General features: G+C 30.9%; 12 protein-coding genes and 1 pseudogene. All 13 read right to left on the minus strand.

Features of this window, described 5'->3' with window-relative positions; genetic code table 11:
* Window positions 1-92 precede the first annotated feature (92 nt).
* A complete protein-coding gene (gene secG, locus BEE63_RS06050) occupies window positions 93-329 on the minus strand; it encodes a preprotein translocase subunit SecG (protein ID WP_066020524.1) in 237 nt (78 codons plus the stop codon).
* A gap of 120 nt (window positions 330-449) precedes the next feature.
* A complete protein-coding gene (eno, locus tag BEE63_RS06055) occupies window positions 450-1,745 on the minus strand; it encodes a phosphopyruvate hydratase (RefSeq protein WP_066020525.1) in 1,296 nt (431 codons plus the stop codon).
* A gap of 361 nt (window positions 1,746-2,106) precedes the next feature.
* Entirely contained in the window at window positions 2,107-3,639 is a 1,533-nt protein-coding gene (gene gpmI, locus BEE63_RS06060) for a 2,3-bisphosphoglycerate-independent phosphoglycerate mutase (protein ID WP_066020526.1), read from the minus strand.
* Window positions 3,640-3,912: 273 nt separating this feature from the next.
* Window positions 3,913-4,659 (minus strand): triose-phosphate isomerase, encoded by a 747-nt coding sequence (gene tpiA, locus BEE63_RS06065; protein WP_066020527.1) that lies wholly within the window; start codon window positions 4,657-4,659, stop codon window positions 3,913-3,915.
* 75 nt (window positions 4,660-4,734) lie between these two features.
* Entirely contained in the window at window positions 4,735-5,928 is a 1,194-nt protein-coding gene (locus BEE63_RS06070) for a phosphoglycerate kinase (protein ID WP_066020528.1), read from the minus strand.
* A 134-nt stretch (window positions 5,929-6,062) separates the two neighbouring features.
* On the minus strand, window positions 6,063-7,067 hold the full coding sequence (gap, locus tag BEE63_RS06075) for a type I glyceraldehyde-3-phosphate dehydrogenase (protein ID WP_066020529.1): 1,005 nt from the start codon (window positions 7,065-7,067) through the stop codon (window positions 6,063-6,065).
* Between the two features lie 121 nt (window positions 7,068-7,188).
* Window positions 7,189-8,223, minus strand: a complete 1,035-nt coding sequence (locus tag BEE63_RS06080) for a sugar-binding transcriptional regulator (RefSeq protein ID WP_066020530.1) — start codon at window positions 8,221-8,223, stop codon at window positions 7,189-7,191.
* A gap of 142 nt (window positions 8,224-8,365) precedes the next feature.
* Window positions 8,366-9,754, minus strand: a complete 1,389-nt coding sequence (gene rpoN, locus BEE63_RS06085; RefSeq protein ID WP_066020531.1) for an RNA polymerase factor sigma-54 — start codon at window positions 9,752-9,754, stop codon at window positions 8,366-8,368.
* 274 nt (window positions 9,755-10,028) lie between these two features.
* The gene (locus tag BEE63_RS06090; protein ID WP_066020532.1) at window positions 10,029-10,868 is read right to left on the minus strand and encodes a DegV family protein; all 840 of its coding nucleotides are present in this window, start codon (window positions 10,866-10,868) and stop codon (window positions 10,029-10,031) included.
* A gap of 16 nt (window positions 10,869-10,884) precedes the next feature.
* A complete protein-coding gene (locus BEE63_RS06095) occupies window positions 10,885-11,367 on the minus strand; it encodes a tRNA (cytidine(34)-2'-O)-methyltransferase (protein WP_066020533.1) in 483 nt (160 codons plus the stop codon).
* Window positions 11,368-11,653: 286 nt separating this feature from the next.
* Window positions 11,654-12,484, minus strand: a complete 831-nt coding sequence (locus BEE63_RS06100) for a Cof-type HAD-IIB family hydrolase (RefSeq protein ID WP_066020534.1) — start codon at window positions 12,482-12,484, stop codon at window positions 11,654-11,656.
* A gap of 118 nt (window positions 12,485-12,602) precedes the next feature.
* Window positions 12,603-12,668 (minus strand): annotated as a pseudogene (locus tag BEE63_RS22545) (IS200/IS605 family transposase); the annotation flags it as partial.
* A gap of 355 nt (window positions 12,669-13,023) precedes the next feature.
* Window positions 13,024-13,491: a siroheme decarboxylase subunit beta gene (gene ahbB, locus BEE63_RS06105; RefSeq protein WP_066020535.1), complete on the minus strand. Its 468-nt coding sequence runs from the start codon at window positions 13,489-13,491 to the stop codon at window positions 13,024-13,026.
* Window positions 13,492-13,494 lie beyond the last annotated feature (3 nt).

Consider the following 13,494-nt stretch of genomic DNA (forward strand, 5'->3'; position numbering starts at 1 on the left):
TCAATTATTACTGATATTATTCAACACAAAATTACTAAAATAAAAAAGATACAATTCAAAATATAAAATGAATCATATCTTTATGACATTATCTACTTAAATTGTTTTAGATTCAAAAAAATAAGAATTAGTGCAAATAGTATTGAAGTCACAATTGTAATTCTTGCAAGAAATGCTTCTTTTGTTTTAGACTTATTTTTAGCAAAAAATGTCTCATTTGTACCTGATATTGGATTCATAAAACCATCCATTTTACCCGGCTGTACAAGGACAGATACTATTATAATAACAGCCAATATAACTTGTGCAACTATCAAAAAAGTATGCATGTCAAACCTCCTATAAATTTCCTGCTCATATCCAGTATATACTTAATTTTATCATAAACATTACTATATTACAATAGAAAATAAGGGAAATTTATCAAATTAAATTTCCCCATTCACTGACTATTTTTTTATATTGTAAAAAGCTTTAAGTCCTCTATATTCAGCAACTTCGTCAAGTTCTTCCTCTATTCTTAAAAGCTGATTATATTTTGCAACTCTTTCAGTCCTTGCTGGTGCACCTGTTTTTATTTGTCCTGCATTTACAGCTACGACAAGATCTGCTATTGTAGTATCTTCTGTCTCACCAGACCTATGTGATACTACAGCCGTATATCCTGCCCTTTGAGCCATTTCTATGGCATTTAATGTTTCCGTAAGTGTTCCTATTTGGTTTAATTTAATAAGTATGGAATTTGCAACTCCAAGCTTTATGCCCTTCTCAAGCCTTTTAGTATTTGTAACAAATAAATCGTCTCCTACAAGCTGAACCTTATCTCCTATTCTCTCAGTTAATAGCTTCCAGCCGTCCCAATCCTCTTCTGCCATACCATCTTCAAGTGATATTATAGGATATTTTTCAGCTAAAGTTGCGTACACATCAACCATTTCCTGTGATGTATAAACTTTTCCTTCACCTTTAAGATTATACTTTCCATTCTCATAAAATTCCGTTGAAGCTGGATCCATTGCTATAAACATATCTTTTCCAGGTGTATAACCAGCTTTAGTTACAGCTTCAAGAATAATTTGTATTGCCTCTTCATTGCTGTTAAGATTTGGTGCAAAGCCACCTTCGTCTCCAACTGCTGTATCAAGTCCCTTTGATTTTAAAATATCCTTTAAAGTGTGATATACTTCTGCGCACATCCTGAGTGCTTCACTAAAACTTGGTGCTCCTGCAGGCATTATCATGAATTCCTGAAAGTCTACATTATTATCGGCATGCTTTCCTCCATTCAATATGTTCATCATTGGAACAGGAAGAACTTTAGCATTAACACCTCCAAGATACTGGTATAGGCTTATACCAAGATATCCAGCTGCTGCCCTAGCTACTGCAAGTGACACACCAAGAGTTGCATTTGCTCCAAGTTTTGATTTATTTTCAGTTCCATCAATCTCTAACATTGTTTTATCAATTAAAGTTTGATCAAATACATTCATACCTATTAGTTCTGAAGCTATTGTTTCATTTATATTGTCAACTGCCTTGAGTACACCTTTTCCCAAATACTTTGACTTATCATTATCTCTTAATTCAACAGCTTCAAACTGTCCTGTAGAAGCTCCTGACGGCACAGATGCTCTACCAACCGTTCCATCTTCAAGAGTTACTTCAACTTCAACAGTAGGGTTTGCTCTTGAATCTAATATTTGCCTTGCTAATACATCAACAATTTCAACGTAAGATTTCATATTACAACACCTCTTTTTTTAATTTTAAACAAAAATTCTAACTCTTCCTATTTTGGTCTAAAAGCAACATTATTATTCTTATTTTTTATGCTTCAATAAATAAAAAAGGGGTTATCGCATTAATAAAATTAATTAAGAATTAAGAGTTAAGAATTAAGAATGAATGATGATTTTCTGCCTCTTTGCTCCGGAAAATCTACATTTTATAAAAAATCATTTCCGCAACTAGGAGTAGAAGCACATAAGTTTTAAAATTTTTCATACTGTAACAGAGAAAAAGTTACATTCATTCTTAATTTTTAATTATTTATTCTTAATTATTTATGCGATAACCTCTTCCCTTATATTTTAAATTTGCTTATTAGTCTATTAAACTCTTTCCAGTCATTTCTGCTGGTTTATCAAGTCCCATTTCTTTAAGCATTGTAGGAGCTATATCTGCTAAAACTCCTTCATCTAATTTCTTACCTTTAGAATGATTACTTACATAAACAAATGGTACTGGATTAGTTGTATGTGCTGTCATAGGATTTCCAGTAGAATAATCAACCATCTGCTCTGAATTTCCATGATCTGCTGTTATAAATACAGTTCCATCTAATTCAAGAACTTTTTTAACTATTTTTCCAAGGCATTCATCTACTGCTTCTACAGCTTTCTCTGCTGCTTCAAGAATTCCAGTATGTCCAACCATATCAGGATTTGCAAAATTCAATATAACCATATCGTATTTATCCTGATTTAATCTATTTAAAAGCTCATCTGTAACTTTATATGCACTCATTTCTGGCTGTAAATCATAAGTTGCAACCTTTGGTGATGGTATAAGCGCTCTATCTTCATTTTTATTTGGAGTTTCAACTCCACCATTAAAGAAGAATGTTACATGAGCATATTTTTCAGTTTCTGCAATTCTAAGTTGATTTAAGCCTTTACTACTTACATATTGTCCAAGTGTATTAACAATTGTCTCTGGGCCGAAAGCAACATCAACATTCTTGAATTTTGCATCATATTCAGTCATTGTTACAAATTCAATGTTAAGTTTTTCTCTCTTAAAGCCATCAAAATCATCTTCAACTATTGCCCTAGTTATCTGTCTTGCTCTATCAGGTCTGAAGTTAAAGAATATAACAGAATCCTTATCCTTTATAGTTGCACGTGGTTTTCCATCTTTAACTATAACTGTTGGAAGTACAAATTCATCTGTCTTATTGTCATGGTAAGATGCCTCAATAGCTGCAACTGCACTTTCTGCTGTTTCTCCTTTTCCAAGAACCATAGCATTATATGCAAGTTCTTCTCTTTCCCATCTATTATCTCTATCCATTGCGTAGTATCTTCCTGAAAGTGTAGCTATTTCTCCAACACCTAATTCTTTCATGTAAGCTTCAATATCATTTATAAATTCCTTTGCTGAAGCTGGTGGTTCATCTCTTCCATCAAGAAAAGCATGTACAAACACTTTTTTAATACCTTTATTCTTTGCAAGCTTTAAAAGTCCCTTTAAATGATCTGTGTGTGCATGAACTCCTCCTGGTGATAAAAGTCCCATTAAATGTAGTGTTGAATCATTTCTAAGTACATTGTCTGCGGCTTTATTTAATGCAGGATTTTCAAAGAAATCTCCATCATCTATTGCCTTTGTTATTTTAGTTAAAGATTGATATACAACCCTTCCTGCTCCTATATTTAAATGTCCAACTTCTGAATTTCCCATTTGTCCATCTGGAAGTCCTACACTTAATCCACTAGCACCAAGTTTTGTGTGTGGATATTCACTATACAATTTATCAAAATTAGGTTTTTTGGCTTCCCTTACTGCATTTCCTTCGATTTTGTCTGAAATTCCAAATCCATCTAATATCATTAACATTACAGGTTTCTTTGCCATAACACTATTCCTCCATTCTTTATTACGAAAAACAATTTAGCACTTAGGCTTCAAACTGATTTTTCACATTGCCATCTAATTAACCTTAATTAGCAATTGACAACAGACACTATTCTATTATCAATTCTCAATTACTAATTATAACTTCATAAGATAATCTTAAATAACAACACATTTTTTAATCACTTTAATTTATATGATATGTATTATGATATTTAAAGCATAATACATATCATATATAGTTATACTCTAAAACTACTAAATTTTATAAAATTAGAAGTTAACAATCTGTGAAAAATCTTCTGCTTTAAGGCTTGCTCCTCCAACTAAAGCTCCATCTATTTCTGGCTTAGCCATTTGAGCTTTAATTGTCTTTGGTTTAACAGAACCACCATATTGGATTCTTACTTTTTCAGCAACTTCTTTTCCATAAACAGCTTCTACAGCTTTTCTGATTGCTCCTATTGTTTCATTAGCCTGATCATCTGTAGCAGTTTTTCCTGTTCCTATAGCCCAAATTGGTTCATAAGCTATAACAACTTTTTCTGCCTGCTCTTTAGTTAATCCTGCTAAATCTAATTTGATTTGTTTTCCTACAACTTCATTTGTTACATTTGCTTCTCTTTCTTCAAGAGTTTCACCGCAGCAAACTATAGGATTTAATTTATGTGCAAAAGCAGCTTTTACTTTTAAGTTTATTGCTGCATCAGTTTCATTAAAGTTCTGTCTTCTTTCGCTGTGACCAAGTACTACGAAGTCTACGCCCATTTCTTCAAGCATATTTGGTGCTATTTCTCCAGTAAAAGCACCACTTTCTTCAAAATACATGTTTTGTGCTCCAACTTTTATGTTAGTTCCCTTTGTTGCTTTTAATACTGCATCTAAACATACAAATGTAGGGCAAACAACTACGTCTACTTTAGCATCCTTAACAAGTGGTTTTAATTCTTCAATTAAAGCTACTGCTTCAGATGGAGTTTTATTCATTTTCCAATTTCCTGCTATTATTGGTGTTCTCAATTAAATACACTCCTTAATTTTTATTTCGTATACATTGTATCACAATAATTTGTATTTGTTAATAATAATTATTAATTATTTATCGTTTAATGCAACTATTCCCGGAAGTTCTTTTCCTTCTAAGAATTCAAGCGAAGCTCCACCACCAGTTGAAATATGAGTCATCTTATCTCCATATCCTAACTGATTAACAGCAGCAGCACTATCTCCTCCTCCTATAACTGTAGTTGCATCTGATTCAGCCATAGCTTTTGCAACGTCCTTTGTTCCTTTAGCGAAGTTTTCAAATTCAAATACTCCCATAGGTCCGTTCCAAACAACTGTCTTAGCTTCTTTAACTGCATCAGCATAAAGTTTTTGAGTCTTTGGTCCTATATCTAATCCCATGTAACCATCTGGTATATTAGCATCATCAGTTGTAACTGGTTTTGTATCTGCTTTAAATTCAGCTCCAACAATGTTATCTACTGGAAGAAGAAGCTTTACTCCCTTATCCTTAGCTTTTTGCATCATTTCTTTAGCATAGTCAACTTTGTCTGCTTCAAGAAGTGAAGTTCCTATTGTATAGCCTTGTGCTTTTAAGAAAGTGTAAGCCATTCCGCCTCCGATTATTAATGTATCTACTTTTTCAAGTAAATTGTTTATAACATTAATTTTATCAGAAACTTTAGCTCCTCCTAAGATTGCAACGAAAGGTCTAACTGGAGTTTCAACAGCTGATCCTAAGAATTTTAATTCTTTTTGGATTAAGTATCCACATACAGCAGTCTTTATGAATTTAGTTACTCCAACTGTTGAGCAGTGAGCTCTATGAGCAGTACCAAATGCATCATTTACATATACTTCTGCAAGTGAAGCTAATTCTTTAGAGAATTCATCTTCATTTTTCTTTTCTTCTTTTCTGAATCTTGTATTTTCAAGAAGCATAACGTCTCCATCTTTTAATTCAGAAGCTGCTTTTTTAGCATTTTCTCCAACAACTGTATCATCTGGAGCAAATTTAACTTCACGTCCAAGCATCTCACCTAATCTTTTAGCAACTGGAGCAAGTGTGAAAGCCTTATCTACTCCCTTTGGTTTTCCAAGGTGTGAGCAAAGTATAACTTTTGCACCATGTTCTGATAAGTATTTTATAGTTGGAAGTGCTCCATTAAGTCTGTTTTCATCAGTTATTACTCCATCTTTTAGAGGAACATTAAAATCACATCTAACTAATACTTTTTTGCCTTTAACATCTACATCTTCAATAGTCTTCTTGTTAAACTGCATTATATTCACTCCTATCATTTATTTTACAAATATTTTACAAAAGGCCCAGCCTCATAGCCTTCAACTATAAAACCAGACCTTTTTACTATGTTCTACTTTAAAATATTCAAATTAATTAACTATGAGCTTTTAAACTATTTTGCAATTTTTGCAAAGTACTCTAAAGTTCTAACTAATTGTGAAGTGTATGACATTTCATTATCATACCAAGCAGCTGTTTTAACTAATTGTGATCCGTTAACATCAACAATCTTAGTTAAAGTTGCATCAAATAATGATCCGAAGTTCATTCCAACAACATCAGCTGAAACTATTGGATCTTCAGTGTATCCAAATGATTCATTAGCAGCAGCTTTCATTGCAGCATTAACTTCTTCAACTGTAACATTTTTCTTAAGAACTGAAACAAGTTCAGTGATTGAACCAGTTGGAACTGGAACTCTCTGAGCATTTCCGTCTAATTTTCCTTTTAAATCAGGGATAACTTGTGCTATTGCTTTAGCAGCACCAGTTGAGTTAGGGATGATACTTACAGCAGCAGCTCTAGCTCTTCTTAAATCACCTTTTCTGTGTGGACCATCTAATGTGTTCTGATCATTAGTATAAGCATGGATTGTAGTCATAAATCCTTTTTCTATTCCAAAATTATCATTTAATACTTTAGCCATTGGAGCTAAGCAGTTAGTTGTGCATGATGCACCTGATACAACTGTTTCAGTTCCATCAAGAGTGTCATTATTAACATTAAATACTATTGTCTTTAAGTCATTTCCAGCTGGAGCTGAAATAACAACTTTTTTAGCACCTGCTCTAACATGAGCTTCTGCTTTTTCTTTCTTTGTGAAGAAACCAGTACATTCAAGAACAACATCTATTCCTAATTTTCCCCAAGGTAATTTCTCAGGATCTTTTTCAGCGAAAACTTTAATTTCTTTTCCATTAACTATGAAAGCATCTTCTTTAACTTCAATTTCACCTTTGAATCTTCCTTGTGATGAATCATATTTGAATAAGTGTGCTAACATTTTTGCATCAGTTAAGTCGTTTATTGCAACAACCTCTAATCCAGGAACTTCAAGAATTCTTCTTAAAGCTAATCTTCCTATTCTTCCAAAACCGTTAATAGCTATCTTTGCCATTCTAACTACCTCCAAAATTTTTTTAATATTCTAAAATTATATCTAAAATATAATTATTAGCTAAAACATAATATTGCCATATTTAAATGCAGCACATAATATTAATACTTAAAAATATCATCTAGTCAACATTTTTAAGTATTCTCACCATTTCTCTGGCAGCTCCTTCATCAGTGATGAGAACATTTTTTTTGCCATGTATCTGTGTTGCAATAATAGCTTCTGCTTTTAATTTACTTCCTGCAACAGCTATGATATTTTTTGCATTTTTAATATCTTCGATTTTAAGCCCAAGTGATGGAGTATGATATACTACTTTACCATCTTTGTCAAAAAAATAGCCAAATGCTTCTGCGACAGAGCCATTTTCAAGAATATTTGATATTTCATCATCACTTAATCCTCGCCTTTTGCTCATTTCATCAGCCCTACCGACTCCATAGATAATTATATCAGCTTTACGTATAGTATCAATTGCATTTTTTATGCTCTTCTCGTTAATTATCGTACTTAAAGCTTCATTACTTAAATTATCTGGAACATGTATCAATTTATAACTAGCACCCAATTTATTGGCAAGATTGGCTGCTAAAGTGTTGGCCTCTGTTTCTAAATTTCTTTCCATGCCACCTCTTGCTGGAACAACTACTGCTTTTTGATATGTAGGTGATGACTCATAGTTATCAACTACATTTTTCATAGTCGTACCACCAGTAATCGCAACAATATCTCCGTCTAAAATTATGTTTTCCATAAACTTTGCTGCCGTTCTTCCAAGTTCATTCATAACTGTACTATCTTCATCGATATTCCCTGGCACTATTATAACCTTTTTTATATTAAGTTTTTGTTCTATAAACTCTTCAACATCTGTTAAGCCCTTAAATTCCCTTATAAAATTCTTAAGCTTATCAATTATCTCTTCGCCATCTTTAGTAACTGACATTCCTGGATTATTTACACTTATAAGATTCTGCTTCTTTAAAAAACTTATTTCAGTCCTAACGACTCTCTCGCCTATTCCAATCTTACTCGCAAGTATTCTTCTACCTACAGGCTCATTATACTTAATAGTTCTTAAAATATCATATCTTTTTTGTAAAAGCTCCATAAGTTCAGGAACAATCTTTTGTTGTAATTTTAAAATTTCATGCATTAAACCACCCCGCTGGACATATATAGTCCCAGCATCATAAATCATGTCCCACTAATATTATAAGGTAAAAGAAAAAATTTTTAAATAGTATTTATGAAAAAAATATATTTTTTTCATAAATACTATCTTAATTAACAGTTTTCTAATATCTTTTTCTCTTTGCTGATGATTTTATATCCATTTCCTCTCTATATTTTGCTACAGTTCTTCTTGAAATATTCGTTCCTTTTTCCTTTAAGAGCTCACAAATCTTCTGATCTGATAACGGACTATGTTTATCCTCCCCGTCTATTAAAGCCTTTATGTCATTCTTTATTTTCTGAGTTGATAAATCTTTTTCATCTGAAGCTCCAGCCTTAGATATTCCTGTAGTAAACAAATCCCTTATTTTAATAAGACCTTTTGTATCAATATAAACGTATTTTTCCCTTATAGCTCTGCTTATAGTTGACTCGTGTACATCTAGCTTTTCTGAAATATCCTTAAGGGTCATTGGCTCTAAATAATTAGACTTGCCTTGAAAATACTTCTTTTGGCTTTCAAGAATTTCATTCAAAACATCATACAATGTACTTTTTCTCTGTTCTATACTTTTAAGTAAAAATAAAGCACTGTTGAGTTTTTCTTTTACATAATCAGTATCTTCTTTATTGTTACCACTATTAATTATATTTTTATAAGTGTTATTTATAGATAACTTAGGAACAGAATTATCATTCATGATAACATAAAACTTATTGTCTATTTTTCTTATAAAAGCATCTGGAATTACATATTTAACATCTTCACCTGTATAAAATCCCCTAGACGGTTTAGGCTCAAGTTTTTTTATAAAATCACCATACTCTTGAGCTTTCTGCGGCGTTATGTTAAGTTCACTAGCTATAGCGTTGTATTTATTTTCTGCAATATCAACTAAATGCTTATCTATTATTTCAATTAAATTCTTATCGTTTACATTCTTGTTATACACCTGTAACTTCAGGCATTCAATAAGATTTCTTGCACCAACTCCACATGGTTCTAATGATTGAACTATATCAAGTGCATTTTGTACACTTTTTAAATTAACATTAAGCTCACTTGCTATATCTTCTAGCCTATCAGGTAAATATCCGGTACTATTAAGATTTTCTATTATATATACACATATTTCCTTGATATCATCATCTATCCTTGTTTCTCCAAGCTGGTTTAACAAATATTCTGTAAACGACTCCTTACCACTTATGAAATTAAATGGTGATACTTCTTCTTCATCATTGTTATAAGAGGAACCTCCATGAGTATAATTATCAAAATCAAGATATTTAACAAGTTCTTTATAATCTACCTTACTTGCTTCCTTCTCATAATCTGTAATTTTGTCGTTTTCCTTTCCCTCTAAAAGCGGATTTTCTTCAATTTCCTTTTTTATATAGTCATTTAGTTCTAAATTTGACATCTGAAGAAGTTTAATTGACATTTGCATTTGCTGTGTCATTACAAGTTTCTGTTGTTGAGTTAAATTCAATTCAAAATTTAAATTCATTTTTTTCACCTAAACTCATTATATAACTTAATAGTTTAATTATATCATATTTAACTTTCATTTATACACTGCAATTAAATAAAATATATATTGCATATATTTGCATAAATCAAAAACTCATTTATATGGCATAGATAAACGTCATATAAATGAGTTAAATTCAAACTAAAATATTGCAAAACAAGAATAATATAATTAAAAATTGTAAAACACATAAAATCCTCTACAATTTAATTATCTAACAAAATAATTAATAAAAAATAAGTCCCTTTGTTTAATATTCCTCAATAAAAAATACTCCACAAGCTTGTGTTCCTGAATGAGTTCCAACAACACAGCCAACCTCACATTCAATAAATTTATTTTGGTTTTCTATAAGTCTTTGTCTAAGTATTGGTAAAATATCTTCATTTTCTGCGTCAAGTAATATATTTGTTTCTTTTTTATCCATATTACCATCGTTTAAATAGTCTAAAACCACTCTCGCAGCTTTTTTGTTTCCTCTGACTTTGCTTCTAACTGCCATTTCTCCGTCCTTAACCTCAAGTATTAGTTTTATTCCAAGCAAATTTCCTATTGTACCTGCCGTTTTAGATAATCTTCCACCTTTAATTAAATTATCAAGTTTTTCAAAGGCTAAGGCACTTTTGACATGAGGAATAGTCTCTACTATTTCGCTTTCTATTTCTTCAAAAGATTTACCATCATCTCTTAATCTACAGGCTTTTAAAACTAATACGCCAAGACCTGATGTAACATTAAGACTATCAATAACAGCTATATCCTCCGTTTCAAGCATGTCTTTTGCTATACAGGCTGATTGATAGGTTCCACTCATTTTTGAAGATAAATTTATACAAATAATTTTGTAACCTTCATCAAGATATTTAGAAAAACACTCAACAAATCTCTGAGGTGTTATTTGAGATGTAGAAGGAAAAATATTTTCTTCATCCATGATTTTCGAAAGCTGCTTAAAGTTTATGTCTTTCATATCAAAATACGATTTTCCATTTACATTAACCATAAGAGGCAAAACTTCAATATCATTTTTACTTGCTACATATTGTGGCAGATCGCAAGTACTATCTGTTATTATCTTTACTTTTTCCACACATTCTCCTCCCATTCTATTTCATATTCGGAAAGCCAACCTGTCTTATAGCCTCATAAGCAACTATTGCAACAGTATTCGATAAGTTAAGGGATCTTGTAGTAGTTTTAATCATAGGAACTCTTATACACTTTTCTGGATCACTTTCCCTTATATAATCAGGAAGTCCACAAGATTCTCTTCCAAAAATAATAAAATCGCCTTTTTTAAATTTAATATCATCATAATACACCTGACCATGAGTTGTGGAAAAATAAAATGAAGCATCCTTATATTTTTCCCTTAATTCTTCATAGGAATCATATAAAGTTATATCTAAATATTTCCAGTAATCAAGTCCTGCTCTTTTTAAATGTTTTTCATCCAGACTAAATCCAAGCGGTTTAATTAAATGAAGTTTAGAATTAGTAAGTACGCACGTTCTTGCTATATTACCTGTATTCTGCGGAATTTCTGGCTGAAATAATACTATATTTAAATTTTCTTGTCCTAATATCATGGAATTCCCCCTATAAGTAATTATATATTACTGCAATAACTTATTCCAGTAACATAATTTAAAAGAATAAAACCTGTGTTATTTAAAGTTTGCCTAATCTCTTAACAAACCCAAACACAAGTTAGCTCTTAAACATATAAAATACGACGATATTTAAATTATATACTTAATTACTGTATTATTAAAAGAAAAACTTACATTATTAATAAAAATTTTTTTATTTCATACATTATATACCATGACCTCTTTGCGATAGTATTAACTAAAATCCTATTAATATACTAAATTAATTTTCACCAAATATAAACTTATTTATTGCTTTAGCAACTCCTGAATTATTATTTGTATCCGTTACATATCCTACAACTTTTTTTATCTTATCTTCTGCATTTCCCATAGCTATTCCTAATCCTGCATATTCTAACATTGATAAATCATTTTCATTGTCACCAATACAAATTATATCTTTTCTGTCTATATTATAGAATTCTCCAAGTACTTTTACTGCTTTCCCTTTACATACGCCTTTAGGCATAACTTCAAAATTGTCTTTTCCTGAGCTTGCAACTTCAAATTTATTTAACGCTTCTATTTCTTTTCTTAACTTATTAAGTTTATCTAAATCTTTTGAGTTACATAAACATTTTAATATTCCGCTCCCTTTTTCTTCTATAAAATCCAACATGTTTTTAGGATAAACAAGTTTTATTCTTCGGTCTTCTGGAAGATCTTTATTTAATCTAGTATATGTATAATTATCTTCAAATTCCTTATTTGCTATAACCATATCATAAGTATTAAAGAACATCGATGCATCATATTTACTAACTATTTTATATATTTCTTTTGAATCTTCCTTTTTTAGAGGCAACTCGTAAATAACATCATCTCTATCCTTTTCCCTTATATATCCTCCATTTGATGCTATTACTGGAGCTTTAATACCTAACATATCTGCATAAATTACTGCACTTGTAAAAAGTCTTCCTGTACAAACTGCTATTTTTACTCCTGCTGCATGTGCTCTTTTCATTGCATGTTTATTTTCTTCACTTATCTTTTTCTCATCATCAAGCACAGTACCATCCATGTCAACACATATTAACTTATAACTCATATAATCTCTCCTTCATTTGTACTGCATATGTCTACATTCTACCACACTTTTTTTATTGATAACAATTTATAAATTACATTATCTAAAATTCATAACTTATATGTATATGATCTTCTCATGCATTTACCACTATTATTCCAACACCTTTCCATTCACAAAGATGCTTTAATATTTTTCCTATCTCTTTTGTTCATTGCTTAAGCTATTCTGAAAGCACCTTCACAATAAAGTTGTCAAACTAAATTAGCCAACTATAAAAACCACCATTATTGAAATCCACTTCTTCCCCCTAAATGTTCATAAAAATATCTATTTACAATTATTAATTTTTCTTCAAAAGTCGATTTTGTTTTTTTGTTCCTTTAAGTATTCCCATAAATATCACATCCTTCTCTTATATACTTTATATTAAAAAAGTAGACAATTGGTAGTTAAATCCAATGTCTACTTTTACCTTACAACTTCCCTAAGCAGGTGTTTTTGATGAATGACAATAAAAACAATCTAAGTATCTTATTAGAAAACTTACATTGTATATTTTAGACAAAATATTTCATACTTTTTTTCTTTAATTCTCTTAGAGTATATAAGGCTTCAAATTCCTTTACACCACTTAACTTTACAATATTATATATAGTATTTTCACAACAGGCTTTATTTTCTCCATGAATCATAGTATATATATTATATTGCCACTTCCTACATGACTTTCTTTTATAACAATGGCTTATTTCCTTAAAGCTTGTCATAATTTTAACCACTTGCTCTATTTTATCCTCTGGAACTTTCCATACCACAAGAACATTTGATTTAAATCCTACATTTGTATGTCTAACTATAGCTCCAAATCTGCGTAGAACACCCTTTTTAAAAAACTCATCTATCTTATTCATTAATTCTTTTTCAGAAATTCCAATCTCTGAAGCAATTTGTTTATATGGTTCTTCAACTATAGGAATATCTTCCTGAAGCCTCTTTACAATTTTTATTTCTAAAGTACTAAGCATATC

Origin of the sequence: Clostridium pasteurianum (assembly GCF_001705235.1) — a bacterium.
GTDB lineage: Bacteria > Bacillota > Clostridia > Clostridiales > Clostridiaceae > Clostridium_S > Clostridium_S pasteurianum_A.